This is a genomic window from Mycobacterium sp. Aquia_213 (genome assembly GCF_026625985.1).
Lineage (GTDB): Bacteria > Actinomycetota > Actinomycetes > Mycobacteriales > Mycobacteriaceae > Mycobacterium.
Window position 1 is genome coordinate 5165970 of sequence record NZ_CP113116.1, and the last position, 17836, is coordinate 5183805.

17 protein-coding genes are annotated in these 17836 nt (G+C 68.0%); 4 read left to right on the top strand and 13 right to left on the bottom strand.

Annotation, left to right across the window (positions count from 1 at the left end):
- Positions 1 to 16: 16 nt before the first annotated feature.
- The 6 genes from ccsB to hemL are packed head-to-tail and all read right to left on the bottom strand — an operon-like array spanning position 17 to position 5999.
- Positions 17 to 1030, bottom strand: a complete 1014-nt coding sequence (gene ccsB / locus LMQ14_RS24070; protein ID WP_267732129.1) for a c-type cytochrome biogenesis protein CcsB — start codon at positions 1028 to 1030, stop codon at positions 17 to 19.
- A complete protein-coding gene (locus tag LMQ14_RS24075) occupies positions 1027 to 2604 on the bottom strand; it encodes a cytochrome c biogenesis protein ResB (protein WP_267735657.1) in 1578 nt (525 codons plus the stop codon). Before LMQ14_RS24075 ends, ccsB begins: the two co-directional genes overlap by 4 nt.
- Before the next feature lie 50 nt (positions 2605 to 2654).
- Positions 2655 to 3434 (bottom strand): cytochrome c biogenesis CcdA family protein, encoded by a 780-nt coding sequence (locus LMQ14_RS24080; protein ID WP_267732130.1) that lies wholly within the window; start codon positions 3432 to 3434, stop codon positions 2655 to 2657.
- Positions 3431 to 4057: a TlpA disulfide reductase family protein gene (locus tag LMQ14_RS24085; protein ID WP_267732131.1), complete on the bottom strand. Its 627-nt coding sequence runs from the start codon at positions 4055 to 4057 to the stop codon at positions 3431 to 3433. The genes LMQ14_RS24080 and LMQ14_RS24085 overlap by 4 nt, the downstream gene beginning before the upstream one ends.
- A gap of 2 nt (positions 4058 to 4059) precedes the next feature.
- Positions 4060 to 4668, bottom strand: a complete 609-nt coding sequence (locus tag LMQ14_RS24090; RefSeq protein WP_267732132.1) for a histidine phosphatase family protein — start codon at positions 4666 to 4668, stop codon at positions 4060 to 4062.
- Positions 4668 to 5999 (bottom strand): glutamate-1-semialdehyde 2,1-aminomutase, encoded by a 1332-nt coding sequence (gene hemL, locus LMQ14_RS24095; protein WP_267732133.1) that lies wholly within the window; start codon positions 5997 to 5999, stop codon positions 4668 to 4670. Before hemL ends, LMQ14_RS24090 begins: the two co-directional genes overlap by 1 nt.
- Before the next feature lie 95 nt (positions 6000 to 6094).
- Between hemL and LMQ14_RS24100 the strand changes: the two genes are divergently transcribed.
- The gene (locus LMQ14_RS24100) at positions 6095 to 6490 is read left to right on the top strand and encodes a nitroreductase family deazaflavin-dependent oxidoreductase (protein WP_267732134.1); all 396 of its coding nucleotides are present in this window, start codon (positions 6095 to 6097) and stop codon (positions 6488 to 6490) included.
- 7 nt (positions 6491 to 6497) lie between these two features.
- On the opposite strand, the gene LMQ14_RS24105 is transcribed toward LMQ14_RS24100, so the two are convergent.
- The 3 genes from LMQ14_RS24105 to LMQ14_RS24115 all read right to left on the bottom strand — a co-directional run bounded on the left by LMQ14_RS24105 (position 6498) and on the right by LMQ14_RS24115 (position 10568).
- Positions 6498 to 7805, bottom strand: a complete 1308-nt coding sequence (locus LMQ14_RS24105) for an amino acid permease (RefSeq protein WP_420714715.1) — start codon at positions 7803 to 7805, stop codon at positions 6498 to 6500.
- 271 nt (positions 7806 to 8076) lie between these two features.
- Positions 8077 to 9420: an MFS transporter gene (locus LMQ14_RS24110; RefSeq protein WP_420714565.1), complete on the bottom strand. Its 1344-nt coding sequence runs from the start codon at positions 9418 to 9420 to the stop codon at positions 8077 to 8079.
- 2 nt (positions 9421 to 9422) lie between these two features.
- Positions 9423 to 10568 carry an LLM class flavin-dependent oxidoreductase gene (locus LMQ14_RS24115; protein ID WP_267732136.1) on the bottom strand — a complete coding sequence of 382 codons (1146 nt, stop codon included), beginning with the start codon at positions 10566 to 10568 and terminating at the stop codon, positions 9423 to 9425.
- 221 nt (positions 10569 to 10789) lie between these two features.
- Here LMQ14_RS24115 and LMQ14_RS24120 point away from each other — a divergent pair, with 221 nt between their 5' ends.
- Together LMQ14_RS24120 and LMQ14_RS24125 are read left to right on the top strand one after the other, a co-directional pair.
- Complete coding sequence (locus LMQ14_RS24120) at positions 10790 to 11674, top strand: alpha/beta hydrolase (protein WP_324291080.1); 885 nt, start codon at positions 10790 to 10792, stop codon at positions 11672 to 11674.
- A gap of 20 nt (positions 11675 to 11694) precedes the next feature.
- Positions 11695 to 13863 carry an SGNH hydrolase domain-containing protein gene (locus tag LMQ14_RS24125; RefSeq protein ID WP_267732137.1) on the top strand — a complete coding sequence of 723 codons (2169 nt, stop codon included), beginning with the start codon at positions 11695 to 11697 and terminating at the stop codon, positions 13861 to 13863.
- A 275-nt stretch (positions 13864 to 14138) separates the two neighbouring features.
- Here LMQ14_RS24125 and LMQ14_RS24130 read toward each other — a convergent pair whose 3' ends face one another.
- Together LMQ14_RS24130 and LMQ14_RS24135 are read right to left on the bottom strand one after the other, a co-directional pair.
- Entirely contained in the window at positions 14139 to 14834 is a 696-nt protein-coding gene (locus LMQ14_RS24130) for an Rv0518 family GDSL lipase (protein ID WP_267732138.1), read from the bottom strand.
- Between the two features lie 214 nt (positions 14835 to 15048).
- Positions 15049 to 16296, bottom strand: coding sequence for an acyltransferase family protein (locus tag LMQ14_RS24135; RefSeq protein ID WP_267732139.1), 1248 nt, complete (start codon positions 16294 to 16296; stop codon positions 15049 to 15051).
- 307 nt (positions 16297 to 16603) lie between these two features.
- On the opposite strand from LMQ14_RS24135, the gene LMQ14_RS24140 reads away from it, so the two are divergent.
- Positions 16604 to 17035 (top strand): STAS domain-containing protein, encoded by a 432-nt coding sequence (locus LMQ14_RS24140; RefSeq protein ID WP_267732140.1) that lies wholly within the window; start codon positions 16604 to 16606, stop codon positions 17033 to 17035.
- Here the strand turns inward: LMQ14_RS24140 and LMQ14_RS24145 are convergent.
- Together LMQ14_RS24145 and LMQ14_RS24150 are read right to left on the bottom strand one after the other, a co-directional pair.
- The gene (locus LMQ14_RS24145) at positions 17019 to 17279 is read right to left on the bottom strand and encodes a hypothetical protein (protein ID WP_267732141.1); all 261 of its coding nucleotides are present in this window, start codon (positions 17277 to 17279) and stop codon (positions 17019 to 17021) included. The genes LMQ14_RS24140 and LMQ14_RS24145 overlap by 17 nt on opposite strands.
- On the bottom strand, positions 17276 to 17827 hold the full coding sequence (locus LMQ14_RS24150; RefSeq protein ID WP_267732142.1) for a DUF3093 domain-containing protein: 552 nt from the start codon (positions 17825 to 17827) through the stop codon (positions 17276 to 17278). Before LMQ14_RS24150 ends, LMQ14_RS24145 begins: the two co-directional genes overlap by 4 nt.
- Positions 17828 to 17836: the final 9 nt, after the last annotated feature.

The window sequence follows — 17836 nt, forward strand, 5'->3', positions numbered from 1 at the left end:
TGTCGCTTCCTAACTGTCAGCCCACGCCGGCATACGAATGCAGGCCTACTGTCACCAGGTTAACGAAGAACAAATTGAAGACCATGGCCACGAACCCGGCGACGTTGACCCACGCCGCCTTCCGGTCCCGCCATCCGGCGGTTGACCTGGCATGCAGGTACGCCGCGTAGATCACCCACGCGACGAACGACACCGTCTCCTTGGGATCCCAGCCCCAATACCGGCCCCAGGCTTCCTCGGCCCAGATGGCTCCGAAGATGACTCCGAAACCGAAGACCGGGAACGCGAAGATCGTGGTTCGGTAGGCGATGCGGTCCAGGGTCTGCGCGTCGGGCAGCCGATGCACGATTCGTTGCAGCGCGCCCCCACCGCGCTGTTCGGCGGCCGGGTCGCCCAGCCGCGAGGTGCGCAGCAAGAACAGGATGCTGGCAATGCCGGCGACCAGGAACACCCCGGATCCCAGGCTGACCACCGACACGTGGATGGGCAGCCAGTAGGACTGCAGCGCCGGCATCACGGGGGCGGCATTGGTGTAGAGCCAGCGGCCGGACACCGTGAGCAGGATCAGCACCGGGAGCAGCAGGAAAACCCAGAGCGGGCGGAATTGCGGGCGGCGCAGCACGATCGCGCCGGCGACCAACCCGCACAAGCAGGTGAGGTTGATGAACTCGTACATGTTGCCCCACGGCACCCGCATGGTGGCCAGGCCGCGCAGCACCAGGCAGGCCAGCAGCAGGCCGATGCCGAGGTAGACCACCGCGAGGCCGGCCCGCCCGGCGCGTTCGTCGAACGGCCGCCGCTCGACCTCGTCGACGATGCCGGGGGTGGCGCTGTCGACCGCAACCCCGCCGACCTGGGGGTACCTCCCGCTTGCGGGGGACACCCGCTCGCGGTTGTCGGCTCGCCGGCTGCCGACGTAAGCGAGCTCGAAGGCCAGCAGCAGCAGCGCGACGACCAGCGCGACGACCGCCGAGGTGAACGCCCAGTCGGAGTAGCGCGCAAGAGCGATATTGACGTGCAGGGTGTTCATGTGACGTCCACCTGAGTACTCCTTCTGGACGCTGGGTCGGCGGCCCCGGATTCGTCGAGCCCGGTCAGCACACGCTCGGTGAGCCCTTCGAACTCGTCGCCCCAACCGGAGTTGTCGGTGCGGGCCAGGCCGCCCAGCTCGACGTTCACCGTACCGGGGGCCGATTCGACCGGCATCAGACGAACCCAGACCCGGCGCCGTCGCACCAGCAACGACACCAGCAGCCCGCCCATCATCGTGATCGCGAAGAACAGCACCCAGGTTTGACCGGGGTCATGGGAGACCTGCAGGTTGACGAACGGCACGGCACCGTCGAAGCGAATCGTGGTGCCCGCCGCCGGGCCCTGGTCGATTCGTACCTCTTGGCCGGCGCGCAGGTTGACGCGCTTCTCCTTGGTCAGCCGGCCCTGCTCGATCAGCCGGGGATCCAGGGTGAACAGCGACTGCGGGCGCCCGGTGTCCAGGCCGGTGTCGCCGCGGTAGATGTCGACGGCCACCGCGGGGGCGTTCAGCGCCGGGAACCGCGACGACAACAGGGCGCCGTCGAGTTGCTCGGTGGGAGCCAGCAGGCCCTGGATCGCGATCTGGTGCTTGCGGCGCTCGGCGGCGTTGGGATAGCTGCCGGCCGGCGGGTCGATGCGCACCACCCCCGATGAGAGCAGGGTCTGCGGGTTGTCGGGCCGCCATTGCACGCTGGACGTCCGCGTCTGCCCGTCCGGGAAGGTCACCGTGAAGCTGGGCGCGTAGCCGTGGCCCTGCAGGTACACCCGGTCGCCGCCGACCCGCAGCGGATGGTTGACCTCCAACCGGTAGGGCCGCCAGCTGTTGGCCGCCAGGTCGCGGCCGTCCTGGTAGTCGATATCGGCGGCGAACGACGTGGCCTGCCCGGACGGCAGGTAATGGGCCTGAAAGTCGTTGACCCGCATGCAGATTGGGTGCAGCGACGTGCCGTCGACGGTGTTGCCGGCCCGGAACGAGTCGAACGCGGCCGGTGAGGCCGAGCAGAAGCCGGGGCCGCCGTCGGCGATCACGATGACGTTGCCCTCGTAGCCGAACAGCTTGCCGACGGCCACCGCGACTAGCAGGCCCAGCAGCGAGAAGTGGAAGACGATGTTGCCGAATTCGCGCAGGTAGCCCTTTTCGGCCGAGATCTCGACGGCGTCGTCGTCGTGGCGGATCGCGGTGCGCCAGCCGTGCAGCCGTCCGGCAATCTTGTTCGCCGCGGCATTCAGATCGGCCTCGTCGGCCAGCCTGAGCTGCGAACTGGCGTGCTTGGGCAGCCGGGCCAGGTTGCGGGGTGCGGCGACGGGCGTGGCGCGCAGGCTGCGGGCGTGCTCGATCATCCGCGGAGTCAGGCAGCCGACGAGGGAGACGAACAGCAGCACGTAGATGGCGGTGAACCAGAAGCTGGAGAACACGTCGAAGGCCTGCAGCCGGTTCAGCCACGGGCCGATCGTCGGGTGCGCGGCCAGGTACTCGTCGACCTTGCCCGCGTTCAGGCTGCGCTGCGGCAGCAGGGCTCCGGGTATCGCGCCGAGTGCGAGCAGACACAACAGCACCAGCGCGGTACCCATCGAGGTCAGCGCGCGCCAGGTGTTGCGCACATACGCGACTATCAGCGGGATCAAATCGGCAACCTCACGTCGCTGACGAAGGCGTCGCGCAGCCAGGAGATGAAGTCGTTCCACACGCCGGTGACCAGCAGCGCCCCGACCGCGATCAGCAGCGCGCCGCCGAAGACCTGGATGGCCCGGCTGTGCCGTCGCAGCCAGCCCAGGCCGGCGACCGCGCGCGCCGAGCCAAAAGCCAAGAGCACGAACGGGATCCCCAGACCGAGGCAGTAGGCGATCACCAGCAGGATTCCGCGGGCGACGTTCGCGCCTTCGGTTGCCGAGGCGACGGTGATCACGCCGGTCAGGGTGGGGCCCAGGCACGGCGTCCAGCCGAGCGCGAACACCGCGCCCAGCACCGGCGCCCCGGCGACCGTCGTCAGCTGTTGCGGACTGAACCGGACCTGGCGCTGCAGGGCGGGAACGAGGCCGACGAACACCAGCCCCATCACGATGGTCAGCACGCCGCCGACGCGCTGCAGCACCAGCTGGTTGGTGATCAGCGTCGTCGTCATCCCGAGCACGGCGACGGTGCCCAGGACGAACACCGTGGTGAACCCGGCGACGAACAGCGCCGCCGACCCGGCGACTCGCCACCGGGCCGCGGGCGGGGCTTTGAGCACGCCCGACTCCCCCTGCTCGTCCACGCCGACCACCGCGGCCAGATACGAGAGGTAGCCGGGCACCAGCGGCACCACGCAGGGCGAGGCGAACGACACCAGCCCGGCGAGTACGCAGGCCCCCAGCGCCACCAGTAAGGGTCCGGCGGCGGCGGTCTGTGCGAAACCGGTCATTGCTTTCCCGGTGTCTTCAGCCCCGGCGGCGCTTCCTGGGTCAGCTTCTGCACCACCGGCTGCAGGTCGGACGCCAGCAATTCCCGCAGAAACACCGCCGCGACCCGGTGCTGGCGATCCAGCACCAGCGTGGACGGGATGACGGTGGTCGGGTATTTGCCGCCGAAGGCGATCAGGGTGCGCATCGCCGGGTCGTAGATCGACGGGAAAGTGACGCCGCGATCGTTGACGAAGTCCAGCGCCGCCTGGCGGTTGTTGTCGCGCACATCGATGCCGAGGAAGGACGCCCCGGACTCGCGGGTGGCGTCATACACCTGCTGCAGCTGGGTGACTTCGGCCCGGCACGGCCCACACCACTGGCCCCAGATGTTGATGACGACGACGTTGCCGGAGAAGATCGGGTCGTCCACCGACAGCGTGTGCACGGGGTCGGCCAGGTCCGGGCCGGACAGCGGGCCGGGGCGGCTACGACTCGACGGCGGGTCGTAGAAGATGTCGGTTTTGCCTCCGGGAGAGACGAATTCGAAGGTGCCGCCCTGCGCGACGGCGTCGCGGCCGGCGGAGCAGCCGGTGAGCAACCCGGAGATTGCCACCAGCGCCCCGGCGATCACCAGCCGCCGCATGCTCAAGCGCCAGCCGGTTGGGAGTACTCGACGTCGACCAGCCGGTCGCCGTCGTAGACCAGGGTGGTCAGCGAGGCGAGGTCGCACTCGCGCCTCCGCGGGTCGTGCCAGAGGCGGTTGCCGGTCAGGTGCAGCCGCAGCGTCCACACCGGCAGCTGGTGGCTGACGCACACCACCTCGTGGCCGGCACCGCGAACCCGCGCCTTCTCCGCCGCGGTGGACATCCGGGCCGCGATCTCGTGGTAGGGCTCACCCCACGACGGTGTGAACGGGTTGCGCAGCTGCCACCAGAACCGCGGGTTGCGCCAGGCGCCGTCGCCCGGACTCATGTTTTTGCCCTCGAAGAAGTTGGCCGACTCGATCAGATCGGGGTCGGTGTCGATGGTCAGGTCGTGCTTGGCAGCGATGGGGGCGGCGGTCTCCTGGGCCCGCTGCAGCGGCGAGGCGATGACCGCGACGATGTCGCGGCCGGCCAGCGCGTCGGCGACCGCCGCCGCTTGGGCTTTCCCCTTGTCGGACAGGTGAAATCCGGGCAGCCGCCCGTACAGGATGGCGTCGGGGTTGTAGACCTCGCCGTGCCGCATCACATGCACCCGGGTTTGCTCGGCCATCAGGACTTCCCCTCCTGGGTCGCGCTCGCGGCCGCCCGCGCCGCGGCGGGCAGCGCCTCCGCGATTCGCGCGAACGCGGTGTCGTCGAGTGCCGCCGAGACGAACCACGCCTCGAAGGCGCTGCACGGCGGGTATACGCCCGCGTCCAGCAGGGCGTGAAAGAACGGCGGATAACGCCAGGTCTGGCTGTTGCGGGCGGACGCGAAGTCGGTGATCGGCGTGTCCGCGAAGAACACGCTGAGCATATTCCCGGCTCGCGGAATCTGGTGTGGCACACCAGTATTGGTGAGTGACTCGGCGAACAGCCCGGCCAGGCGGTCGGCGTTGGCGTCCAGTGCGGCGTAGACGGCGTCGTCCGCGGTGCGCAGGGTGGCCAGCCCGGCGGCCATCGCCACCGGGTTACCCGACAAGGTGCCCGCTTGGTACACCGGCCCCAGCGGCGCGAGGCGCTCCATCACCTCGGCCCGCCCGCCGAACGCGGCGGCCGGCAGCCCGCCGCTCATCACCTTTCCGAAGGTGAACAGGTCGGCGGCGACGGGATCGATTCCGTACCAACCGCTTCGGCTGACCCGGAAGCCGGTCATCACCTCGTCGACGATCAGCAGCGCGCCGTGCTCGGCGGTGATCGCGCGCAGCGCCGCGTTGTAGCCGGCCCCCGGCGGCACGACGCCCATGTTGCCGGGGCTGGCCTCGGTGATCACCGCGGCGATCTGGTCGCCGAACTCCGCGAAGGTCGCGCGTACCGCATCAATATCGTTGTACGGCAACACAATTGTGTCGGCCGCGGCGGCGCCGGTGACTCCGGGCGAGGACGGCAGACCCAGCGTCGCCACCCCGGAACCCGCGTCGGCGAGCAACGCGTCCACGTGGCCGTGATAGCAACCGGAGAACTTGATGATCTTGGCCCGGCCGGTGAAGCCGCGGGCCAGCCGTACCGCGCTCATGGTGGCCTCGGTGCCGGAGTTCACCAGCCGGAGTCGCTCGACCGGCGCGACCCGGCCGACGATCTCGGTGGCCAGCTCGGTCTCGGCCGGGGTGGGCGCGCCGAACGAAAGCCCGGACGCCGCGGCCTTGGCGACCGCGTCGACCACGGCGGGGTGCGCGTGGCCCAGAATCATCGGGCCCCACGAGCAGACCAGGTCGACGTAACGGTTGCCGTCGGCGTCGGTGAGCCAGCAGCCGTGCGCCTCGGTGATGAAGCGCGGCGTGCCGCCCACCGCGGTGAACGCGCGCACCGGCGAGTTCACCCCGCCGGGGATGACCGCGCAGGCAGCGTCGAACAGGGCCGCCGAGGTGGTCACGGCCCCGGCCGCCTGGTCAGTGCTGCTCATGACACCTAGTGTTCCAGCCTCGGCACCCTGATCAACTACAGGGTGTAAGAGAGTGCGGGTTGAGCAGGCCGGACCCGGCGAGTTGGATAAAGGGCATGGAATTTCCACAAGGAGTGGCCCGGTTCAACCGCTACGTCACGAACCCGATTCAGCGCAGGTGGGCCGGCTGGCTGCCACCGTTCGCGATCATCGAGCACGTCGGGCGCAAGTCGGGCAAGGCCTACCGCACACCGGTCAATGCGTTCTACACCACGGTCGAGGGCACGCCCGGCGTGGCGATCGTGCTGACCTACGGCCCCGACCGCGACTGGCTGAAGAACCTGGACGCGGCCGGCGGCGGGAAGCTGCGCCGCAACGCCAGGACGTTCGCGATCACCAACCCGCGGGTGGTCAGCCGGGACGAGGCCGTGCAGTACGTCGATGGCGCCTGGCAGCGGGTTTTCGGGCGGCTGCCCTTCGAGCAGGTGGTATTGCTGGACCGGACCGACTGAACCCGGTTCAGCCGCTGCGGGCGGGTCCGACGCGGCCCCGGGCGCGCGTGACGGCGTAGATCGCCAGCACCACCGCCCACGACAACAGGGACAGCCACAGCTGGCTGCGCGCCGATCGGTCGAACGCCATCTGCACCAGCACGGCGGTGATTCCGGCCAGCGTGAGGATCGACAGCACCGGGAAAAACCACATCTTCACCCGGAGCTGCTCGGCGGGAGTGCGCCGGCGCAGGATGATCTGCGACAGGGCGATCAGCCAGTAGACGAACAGGATGATCGCGCCCGAGGAGTTGAGCAGGAAAAGAAATACCGTGTTCGGCGCGAGCCAGGACATGAGCACGCACAGGAACCCGATCGCCGACGAGAACAAGATGGCGATGTGCGGGACCCCGCGCCCGCTGAGTTTGACCAGCCGCATCGGCGCCTCGTTGCGCGCGGCGAGTACGAACAGCATGCGCGACGCCGTATACAGGCCGGAGTTCAGACAGGACAGCACCGCGGTGAGCACCACCGCGTTCATCACCTGATCCGCACCGGCCAGGCCCATCTGCTTGAACGCCGCGACATACGGCGACGCACCGAGCTCGATCGAATTCCACGGCAGGATGACGACGAGCAAGAAGACGGAGCCGACGAAGAAGATTGCGATGCGCGCGACCACCGATCGCGTGGCCCGCTGGACCGCGAGGGCCGGGTCGCGACTTTCGGCCGCGGCGATCGTGACGATCTCGGCGCCCACCATCGAGAAGATCACCACCACGATCGCGGCGAAGACCGCGCTCACGCCTTGCGGGAAGAAACCGCCATGCGAGGTGAGGTTGGCGAACCCGCCGTGGTGACCCGGCCACAGGCCGAACACGAATGCCGCCCCGATGCCCAGGAAGACGATGATGGTCGCGACTTTGATTCCGGCGAACCAGAATTCGAACTCGCCGAACGATGTCACCGAGAACAAGTTCGTCGCGGTCATCAGCACCATCAGGCACAGCGACAGCAGCCACAGCGGGGCGTGGAACCAGTAGTTCAGGACCTTGCCACCGGCGACCGCCTCGAACCCGACGACGATCACCCAGAAGTACCAATACAGCCAGCCCACCGAAAACCCGGCCCAGCCGCCCAGCGCCTTGCCCGCGTAATCGGAGAACGACCCGGTCGACGGGTTGGCGGCGGCCATCTCGCCCAGCATCCGCATCACCAGGACGATCAGCACGCCGCAAAGCGCATAGGTCAGGAATGCGGCGGGCCCGGTGTTACGGATCACCACGCCGGACCCGACGAACAACCCGGCGCCGATCACCCCGCCGAGCGCGATCATGCTCAGCTGGCGCTGCGAAAGCCCTTGGCGCAGTTGTGGATTGACATCCTGTTCGGGCCCATTGACCCCGTCACCCGCAGAGCCGGAGCCGTCCTGGCGTTGCGTGCGCCGCATGCCCGGACGCTAGCGGGCTTCGGGGTCCGCAGCAACCGCGAGCACTCTGGCGCAGCCCCTGTCGAGCGTGAAGTTAGTTTCACGCTCGCGACCGACTGTGAAACTAACTTCACGCTCGATGAGTTCACGCTCCCATCACCGGCGAGGCAACCGCGGCTTACAGGTACAAGTCGCGCTCGCGGATCAGCGCCGTGGCGATCACGCTAATCACCGCCGTCGCAACGAGATACGCACACCCCAGCCACGGCGTGCCCCCGGCCGCGGCGATCAGCGCGGTCAGGATCATCGGGGTCACCCCCGAGGCGTAGATACCGGAGAACTGGTAGACGAACGACAATCCCGTGTAGCGGGTCTCGGTCGGATACAGCGACGAGAAAAGCGTGCCCTGCGCGCCGTAGAACAGCGCGTGCACGACGCCGAACACGATGACCATCGCCAGCCCGAACAACACCAGGTTCTTGGTGCCGAACAGGGCGAAGACCGGGAACGTCGCGAGGCCGTAGCAGATCACGCCCACCAAATACACGCGTCGGGCCCCGTACCGGTCCGTCAGAATTCCCGAGACCGGCAGCAGCACCGCCATCACCAGCCCGGCGATGGTCACCACGATCAGCACCGGCACCTTGTGGAAGCCCAACGCCCCGGTCGCGTAGCTGATCGCGAACACGCCCCAGGTGTTGAAGGCCGAACCCTCGGCCCAGCGCGCGAGCAGACCGAGGAACGTGTTGCGCCGGGCCCGAGGCCCCCGGAAGATGTCGCGGACCGGCACGGTGGATGCCGTCTCGAGGTCGCGCAATTCCTGGAACGCCGGCGTCTCGTCAACCCGCAACCGCACCAGGATGCCGACCGCGACCAGCACCAGGCTCAGCAGGAAGGCGATGCGCCAGCCGTAGGACAAAAATTGTGCCGACCCCAAAGCGACCTGCAGATAGGCGAATATCCCGGTGCCGAGCGCCAGGCCGAGCGCCAGGCCGATCTGCGGGATCGCCCCGTACCGGCCGCGCCGGTCGCCGGGGCTGTGCTCGACGGCCAGCAGCACCGCGCCGCCCCACTCGCCGCCGAGGGCAAAGCCCTGCAGCACCCGCAGCACCAACAGCAGGATCGGCGCCCATACCCCGATCTCGGCGGCGCCCGGCAACACCCCGATCAGCGCCGTCGCGAAGCCCATGATCAGCATCGTCAGCGCCAGGCTGCGTTTGCGGCCGATCCGGTCCCCGATATGGCCGAACACCAGGCCGCCGATCGGACGCATGACGAACCCCACGGCGAACGTCGCGAACGCCAGCAGCGTGCCCACCAGCGAGCTGGCGTTGGGAAAGAACAGCTTGTTGAACACCAGCCCCGCGGCGGTGGCGTAGAGGAAGAAGTCGTACCACTCCACCGTCGTGCCGAGCAGGCTGGCAGCGACGACCGTGCGCAGCCGCCGGCGCCGATCCGCGTCCGATTCGTCCAGGGCGTCGGCCGCCGAAATGGCTCCCCGGACGGGCAAGGTCGTCGCCACGGCTACTGCGCCGAGGCGGCCGCGAACGGCGTCGACGAGCGCGGCTGCGCCTTGCGGTTGGGATGTTTCCACACGCCGCGGCGCTCCAGCAGCGGCAGCACGCCCTCGCCGAACCAGTACGCCTCTTCCAGGTGCGGGTAGCCCGACAGGATGAAGTGGTCGATGCCGAGGTTCGCGTACTCGGTCAGCCGTTCGGCGACCTCTTCGTGCGACCCCACCAGCGCGGTGCCCGCACCGCCACGCACCAGGCCGACGCCGGCCCACAGGTTGGGCGCGATCAGCAGCTCACCGCTCTTGCCGCCGTGCAACTTCAGCATCCGGCGCTGCCCCTCGGACTCGCTGCGCGCCAGGCTGGCCTGTACCCGCTCGACGTCGGCCGGGTCGATCGCCTCCAGCAACCGGTCGGCTTCGGCCCAGGCTTCCTCGGCGGTAGGGCGGCTGATCACGTGGATCCGCAGGCCGAATTGCAAGGTCCGACCGGCCTCGGCGGCCAGCCCGCGAATCCAGTCCAATTTCTCGCCGACGGCGGCCAACGGTTCGCCCCAGGTGAGGTAGACGTCGGAGTATTTGGCGGCGACCGGCCCGGCCGATCCCGACGAGCCACCGAAGAACACCGCGGGAATCGGGTCGGGCGGGTTGTTGAGCTGTGCGCCCTCGATCTGGATGTGCTCTCCGGAGAACGTCACCGGCTCTTTCGAGGTCCACAGTTGGCGCACCACGTCGAGGAATTCGGCGGTACGCGCGTAGCGCGCTTGCTTGTCCAGGTAATCGCCGTAGGCCTGCTGTTCGTGCGGTTCCCCGCCGGTGACGACGTTGAGCAGCAGCCGTCCATCGGAGTGCCGCTGAAAGGTGCCGGCCATTTGCGCGGCGAGGGTGGGGCTGAGCAGGCCCGGGCGGAATGCGACCAGGAATTTCAGCGTCTCGGTGCGCTCGATCAACATCGCCGTCGTCAACCAGGCGTCCTCACACCACAATCCGGTCGGTGTGAGCACCGCCTCAAAACCGTTGTCTTCGGCCGCGGCGCAGATCTGGTGCAGATAGCGCAAAGTCGCGGGACGGTCGCCGTGCATCGACGTGCCGTGCCCACCGGCGACGAGATTGCGCGAATCCCCGTATGTCGGCAAGAACCAGTGAAATGCCAGACTCATCCAATCCTCTTCCGTTCTTGATCAGCATTCGGTCGACTTTGAAAAACCATGCACGAAAGCTCCAGCGTCGCGAAGCACGTCGCCGCGCACGAGGGTTGAAACCTGCCAGATTCAATCCACCGAACTTGGATGCGTCGCACGTCACCAGTCGATAAATGCCGCATCACAATGCCCTTGCAAACGCCGCGACGGGGTCGGAATAACGCTGTGCGCGCGGCATTATGACGCTCGTGCCTGAACTGAACCGCCGCGCGGTGCTGCGGATGGGCGCCAGTGCCACCGCTGCGGCCGCAGGCGCGTGGGCGTTGAGCGCCTGGCTGGATCCGCTCGAACCACAAGCGTTATCACAGCCGCTGGCGCCCTCGCCATTTGAGCCGTCGTCGGCGAGTAGCACCCTGCCGAACCGACTCACCGGCTCCTTCATCTCGAAGGCGCGCGGCGGCGTAAAGACCAACTGGGTGATCGCGCTGCCGCCCGCGCAGACCTCGCAGAGCGGGCCACTGCGCCCGGTCATCGCGTTGCACGGCAAGGACGGCGACGCGAACATGATGCTCGACTGTGGGGTCGAGGACGGACTTGCCCGGCTGGTCAAGGAGGGCAAGCCGCCGTTCGCCGTGGTCGGCGTCGACGGCGGCAGCGACTCCTACTGGCACAAGCGGGCCGACGGCACCGACTCCGGTGCGATGGTCCTCGACGAGCTGTTGCCGATGCTGGGCTCGATGGGGCTGGATACGTCCCGGGTGGGCTTCATGGGCTGGTCGATGGGTGGCTACGGGGCGCTGCGCCTGGGCGCGATGCTGGGGCCGTCGCGGACCGCGGGGATCTGCGCAGTCAGCCCGGCGCTGTACGCGTCCTACGCCGACTGCGCACCCAAAGCGTTTGACAGCGAAGAGGACTGGATGGCCAACAGCGTGATGGGCCTGCCGGCGTTGTCGCAGATTCCGCTGCGGGTGGACTGCGGGACATTCGACCGTTTCTATCCTGCGACACGCCAATTCGTGAGCCAACTCAAGACGCCACCGGCAGTAAGCTTCACGGTCGGTGGCCACGACGTGACGTGGTGGCGTTTGCAATTACCCGGCGAGCTTTCCTGGCTGGCGACCTAGCGAGGCATCCCAACAAAGGTATGGCAGTCCGGCAGGAAACCACCGCCAGCCCGCCACCCACAGCGGGCGATAGTCCCACCCAACAAATCCAGCGACGCGGATTCCGCCCGGACATCGAAGGCCTGCGGGCCGTAGCGGTGGTGGCTGTCGTGCTCTACCACGCGGGCATCCCCGGCACCGCCGGCGGATTCATCGGCGTCGACGTCTTCTTCGTCATCTCCGGCTTCCTGATTACCGGCCTGCTCTGGCGCGAGGTCAGCACCACGAAAACCGTTGCACTGGGCCACTTCTACGGAGCTCGGGCCCGCCGCCTGTTGCCGGCCGCGGCCACCGTCGCCGTCGTCACCGCGATCGCGGCGGCCGCCGTGCTGCCGCCGTTGCAGGCCCGCAGCGTGTTTCTCGACGGCATCGCCAGCGCGCTGTACGTCGGCAACTACCGGTTCGCCCAGCAGGGCACCGACTACCTGAACGCCGAAGCACCCTCGCCGTTCCAGCACTACTGGTCGTTAGGCGTCGAGGAGCAGTTCTATCTGGTGTGGCCGGTGTTGATCATCGGTACCGCCTGGTTGGTCGGACGCCTGCGGCGCGACGCCGTGGCCAAGGCAGCGCCGTACGCGCTGGTGCTGACATTGGTCGCCGCGGCCTCGTTGGCGGCCGCCGTGCTGTGGACCCGCAGCTCGCCGCCGTGGGCGTTCTTCTCGCTGCCCACCCGTGCCTGGGAGCTGGCCGTCGGCGGGCTGGTCGCGCTGTCGATCGAGCAGTGGCGCCGGCTGCCGCTGCTGCCCGCGGCGATCGCCGGGTGGGGCGGCCTGGCGCTGATAATGCTGACCTGCACACAGCTGGGCCCCGCCACGCCCTACCCCGGCACCGCGGCACTGCTGCCCGTGCTGGGCACCGCGCTGGTGATCGGCGGTGGCTGCGTCACCCGCAGCCTGGGGGTCGGCCGTCTGCTGTGCCGGCCGGCGATGCGCGCGATCGGGCGGGTGTCGTACTCCTGGTACCTCTGGCACTGGCCGGTGTTGCTGTTGCTGCCCCGGCTACTGGGTGACCCCGCCGGCCTGGCGGCTCGACTGGCCGCGACCGCCGTCTCCGCGGGGCTTGCGGTGATCACCTTCCATCTGGTGGAGAACCCCGGCCGGTTCGCCGCCGCCCTGCGCCGGTCGGCCAAGGCCAGCCTGGCGGTGGCCGGGATCGCCAGTGCTGCCACCGCATCGGCATGCGTGCTGTTGCTGACGGTGATACCGGTTCCGGTCGGTCACGGCCCGGCCGCGGCGAAGGCCAACATCATGGCGCTGCCCGCCGCCGCCCCCAGCGCGGGTCCGCGGGAGGCGGCCGTCCAGCAGGCGCTGGCGCAGGTGCGCGACGCGATCGCGACGGCCGCGGGCCTGCGGGCCGTCCCGTCGAATCTGGATCCGTCGCTTGCCCAGGCACCCGCCGACAAGGCCGCGGTCTTCGTCAACGGCTGCGTGCGATCCTGGCGCGACGTCGGTCAAAGCGACTGTGCCGCAGGCGACATCGGCTCGCCGACGACGGTCGCGCTGATCGGCGACTCGCATGCGGCGATGTGGAACCCGGCCTTCCAGCAGGTCGCCGAGCAGCGGCATTGGCGGCTGGAGACGATGGCCAAGGTGACCTGCCCGATCCAAGACCTGCCGATCGACAGCCCGTATCTGGGCCGCGAGTACACCGAATGCGAACAATGGCGCACCCAGGTGATGGCCCGGGTGGCGGCCGAGCATCCGCGTCTGGTCGTGCTGGACATGAGCCGGCGCTACGGCGGCGACTTCGGCTTTGTGTCCTACGACCCGGCGTGGATCGACACCCTGGGTCGCACCGTCGCAGCGCTGCGGCGCACCGGTGCGACCGTCCTGGTCCTCGGCCCCGCCCCGGATCCGCAATCCCCGGTGCCCACCTGCCTGTCCGGACACCTCGACGACGCCACCGCCTGCGCGCCAAGCCGTTCGGTCGCGGTCAATGACGGCGGTATCTCCGCGGAGCGGGCCGCGGCCACCGGCAACGGCGGCCACTACGCCGATCTCACCGACCTGTTCTGCACATCCGAGCGTTGCCCGATGATCGTCGGTAACACCTTGGTGTTCCGCGACGACAACCACGTCACAACCGAATATGCGCAGTTGTTGGCGCCGGTGCTGGGCGCGCTCGCAGACAGCGCCATAACGGACGGGTGACGTTGCGATGACTTTCTTTGCGAATGAACCCCGCCACCAATCTGAACGTGTTACGAATGTAAGGGTTTTGGAGGTTTGAAATGTCCCCGCTGTTGTTGGTTTGCATCGCGGCTGCTACGCCAGTCGTCGGAGTTGGCTTGATGCAACTCCAAGCACGCCTGGAGCAGTGGGACTACGAGCGGCACGCAGAGGACTGAACGCCGATTGGCGTCGTAAAGCCTTGCGCGGCTGGCACTTTGACACGGAGCCAGCCCGCCAAGAGTCTGAGTGCTTCGCTACCTGAATAGTTGCGTGCGAATCAGCGGTGCAATCTTGTCCGCCATGTACCGGTGCCCGGCGTCGTTGGGGTGCACGCCATCTGGGCCAATCAGGTCCGGCCTGTCGACGAACCAGTGAGCGCCGATCGGGTCGACGAACGCCGCGCCCGCGGCCCGCGCCTCGGAGTTGAGCACGTCGCGAATCTGCAGGATGTCCGCCGGCACATCCGCGGTCGGCCACGGCGGCCCGATCACCAGGAATCTCGCCGTGGGCGCCAGGATGCGCGCGACCTGGAAGGTGTCGCGAGCCCGGCCGGCCAGCAGGCCTGGGTCGGAGCCCTGGTCGTTGCGGGAGCCGAAGAACACCACCAGCACGTCGTCGGCCTTGACGGACCTGACGGTCAGATCCTCGAAGATGCTGCCGTGATCGCCGGGCACGACATAACCGGCTCTGCCCTCGGCAGCCACGTCGGCGTCGATCTGCAGCCCACGCTTGGTCAGGGTCTGCCAGGTCAGGGCGGTCCACGCTTTGGGGCCCAGGCCGCCCTCGTCGGTGCCGGTCGTATACGAGTCGCCGACCACCGCGATGTGGGTCAGCCGGCCATCCAGCGTCAATGCCTGATACGGCCGCACCTGTGCCGGGTGCGCCACGACTTCACCCAGCAAGCCGCCCAGCAGCGCGAAGTTGACGACGAACACGGCCAGACGACTCACGCCTACCTCCCCCCTGTGCACGGCATGGCCTTGTAGTGCACGCCAACCAACGGAATTTTACGAATAATCGACGCGCGCCCGCCGTCAACGCGCTGTTGCGCCGTGTGATCTGGGAGCGAGTCGATCAGCATGCCCCAAACTACCAGTGCGGTGCGGCTACCAGCGCCGAATCCAGGTCCGAGAGATTATGGGGCACAGTATGATTCGCGGCTACTCAGGAAGCTGTCCGCTCGGTGATCGGTTCGAGTCCGCCGTCGATCTGGCGAACCTTGGCCGGGGCCGGCTCGTTGGGCTCGGTTCGCTGGGCCGCGGGACGGACGTCGACCATCCTGCGCATCCAGCGGCGCGCGGGCTCCTCCACGACGTGATACAGCAGGCTCGAAACCGCCAGGGCGATCGCGAACAGGCCCAGCACATTCCATTTCCAGGGGGAATCGGACTCCCACGGCGTGAGCTTGAAATTTTCGACCGCCCATCCCCAGGACGTGTGCACCAGCTCATGCACCATGTACAGGCAGAACGAGATCTGCCCGCCGTAGACCATCACCCGGGTGGACAGCAGCCTGGGCAGGCTGCCCAGGCCGACCGCGAGCGTGATGACCAGGGGAACGAACAGCGCGTCGACTACGCCGCCGCTGTCGTTTTCCACGACTCCGCCGATCGGATGGGCGTTAAACCAGTACAGGACGCCCACCACGGCGGCCAGCAGCAGCAGCGAGAGGTATCCGGCGATGTGGCGACCGCGATCGGTCAGCCGCAATCGGCGCACGGCGGCGCAGGCCAGCGCCCCCGCGGTGAACTGCGTCACGATCCGCGGCAGCCAGCTCCACGGCGTGTAGAAGTGACCGCTGGCCAACAACATCACCACCGGCGGGAGTGAGGCCACCACAGCCAGCCACATCAGGGCGCGGGCGCGGGTGGCCAGCTTCATCCGGAAAACGACCAGGGCGAGCACGCCGAACAGCAGGTAAGCGAGCCATTCCGCGCTGATCGACCAGGCCGGCCCATCCCAGCTGGTCCCGTCGAAGAACGGCTCGAACCACAACTGCACGAGCAAGACCTGGCGGATGTAGCTGACCGCGGTGAGGTCGCTCGCCTCGGGCAGCGGCGTATGGCCGACGTGCAGCGACAGGATCACCAGCAGCGCGGCCAGGTGCATGGTGACCAGATAAACCGGCCACACCCGGGCCAGCCGCAGCCACAGGAAGTGCAGGGTCTCGCGCGTCGACCAGGAACGGCCCATGCGGTCGAGGTAGTTCCAGGTCAGCACGAACCCGCTGAGGATGAAGAACAGATCGACGCCTTGGGCGCCGCAGTTGAGCACCGGGGCCAGGTTCTCGCGGAAATCGGGCGAGATATCGCTCAGCATCGGCCGGAAGTGGAACAGCACCACCCACACGGCGGCGACGATGCGGAGTCCCGTCAGGGCTTTGATCTCACCCTTGATCTCTGCGCTGCGCACGACGCTCTTTCAGTCTGGACTCGAGTAGTTGCGTTCGCCTTCTCGCCCGGCTGACCGGGCGTTTAGCCCTATCACAAGCCCCCCGACTCGCAACCGGTAGCCAGAGCAGCCTAACAGCGCGGCAGCCCGGATTGCGTGACGGCGGCGGTGTGCCCGCCCGTATACCTCCGCACGCCCGGTTTAGGTCAGCTTTTTAGCAAACAGTTAGACGTAACTGTCGGTCTCCTTAACTTTGGCGGGCAACGTTGTAGCTAGCTTCGGTCGGCGTTGTGTCGGCCTTCGCATCACCACGGGGATTGAGGCGTTCATGACGATCGCGATAACTACTCGACAGGGCACCGTCGACTGCGGCGGAGCCGAGGTTCGGGCACACTGCCGCCACCTCGCCACGGTGGTGACGATCCGGGGAGAGATCGATGCCGTCAATGTCGACCGGGTCGGCGACTGCATTCGCCGCTTCATGCTCGGTGACAATCCCTTGGTGCTCGACATCAGCGATGTCAGCCACTTCGCCGGTGCCGGCTTCGCGCTGCTGTACACATTCGACGAAGACTGCCGCCGGGCCGGGGTCCAGTGGACGCTGGTCGCCAGCGCCGACGTGATCGAGCAGCTGGTCGCCGGTGACGGTGATTCCGTGTTCCCGGTCGCCGGCTCGGTACCCGAGGCGTTCGGTGATTTGGCCGACGCGGTCGTCTACCGCCGCCGGCTGGCGCTGCCGCTGATCAAGAAGACGGCGTAACGCCGCGGCGGGTGCGCCACAGCCTGGCGATCCCGACGACTGCCAGCACTCCGGCGATCGTCGCCAGCAGCATGGCCAGCAGCAGCAGCTGAGGGTTGTAGACCAGTGACGTGGTCGACGGCTGGCCGTCCGTGATCGGCGCAACGGCCACGATGTGACGAGCGTGCAACCAGCTCAGCCCGACGCCCACCAGTGCCGCGCAAGCCAGCACGAGTTCGACCAGGGCGCGATAGCGGGCGATCACAGCTCGGATTCGCTGTCGTCGTTGTAGTCGAGGTCGGCGGCGTCTGATCGGGCCGGCTCCACCCGCTCCTGCACCAGCGGGGTCAGCACTTCCCGAAGACGACGATGCCGCTTCGCCCAGGCCTGTGCGGTACGGCCCCCGGTGAGTTTCAAACCGATCGCCGTTCGGCCACGCGGCACCCCGAACAGTTCACCGAGCGCCCGCGCCTCCTGCCACTTCGCCAGTGCCCGACCGGAATTCACCGCGTGCTCGGGCTCGGGGAAAACCTTGATGATTTCGCGCACCAGGATGGTCTCGGTGCCCTGCCGCAACGCGTCAGCGGTCAGTTCGACGGACACATGGATCCGCGCTGCCTTCACCTGCAAGGAGATGAACGCCGACACCATCACCAGAAAGATCGCCGGAACCCAGAGCGATATCGCTGCGCCACTCCACATTTCGATCAGGATCATCGACCCTGCCGCGGCCGGGCCGCTCAGCACCCATATCCAGCTGGCACCGGGTTCGTAGAACAACGGCTTGGGGTCGCCATTTCCCGCTGTGGTCATTGGAGCCTC

Bases quoted from the DNA above. Each gene is read 5' to 3' on its own strand.
- LMQ14_RS24120 (WP_324291080.1), top strand. From the start codon at position 10,790: ATGACGCTCGTGCCTGAACTGAACCGCCGCGCGGTGCTGCGGATGGGC.
- LMQ14_RS24140 (WP_267732140.1), top strand. From the start codon at position 16,604: ATGACGATCGCGATAACTACTCGACAGGGCACCGTCGACTGCGGCGGA.
- LMQ14_RS24115 (WP_267732136.1), bottom strand. From the start codon at position 10,568: ATGAGTCTGGCATTTCACTGGTTCTTGCCGACATACGGGGATTCGCGC.
- LMQ14_RS24080 (WP_267732130.1), bottom strand. From the start codon at position 3,434: ATGACCGGTTTCGCACAGACCGCCGCCGCCGGACCCTTACTGGTGGCG.
- LMQ14_RS24150 (WP_267732142.1), bottom strand. From the start codon at position 17,827: ATGACCACAGCGGGAAATGGCGACCCCAAGCCGTTGTTCTACGAACCC.
- LMQ14_RS24090 (WP_267732132.1), bottom strand. From the start codon at position 4,668: ATGGCCGAGCAAACCCGGGTGCATGTGATGCGGCACGGCGAGGTCTAC.
- LMQ14_RS24075 (WP_267735657.1), bottom strand. From the start codon at position 2,604: ATGGGTACCGCGCTGGTGCTGTTGTGTCTGCTCGCACTCGGCGCGATA.
- hemL (WP_267732133.1), bottom strand. From the start codon at position 5,999: ATGAGCAGCACTGACCAGGCGGCCGGGGCCGTGACCACCTCGGCGGCC.
- LMQ14_RS24105 (WP_420714715.1), bottom strand. From the start codon at position 7,805: ATGATCGCGCTCGGCGGGGTGATCGGCGCCGGGTTGTTCGTCGGGTCC.
- LMQ14_RS24085 (WP_267732131.1), bottom strand. From the start codon at position 4,057: ATGCGGCGGCTGGTGATCGCCGGGGCGCTGGTGGCAATCTCCGGGTTG.
- ccsB (WP_267732129.1), bottom strand. From the start codon at position 1,030: ATGAACACCCTGCACGTCAATATCGCTCTTGCGCGCTACTCCGACTGG.
- LMQ14_RS24100 (WP_267732134.1), top strand. From the start codon at position 6,095: ATGGAATTTCCACAAGGAGTGGCCCGGTTCAACCGCTACGTCACGAAC.
- LMQ14_RS24125 (WP_267732137.1), top strand. From the start codon at position 11,695: ATGGCAGTCCGGCAGGAAACCACCGCCAGCCCGCCACCCACAGCGGGC.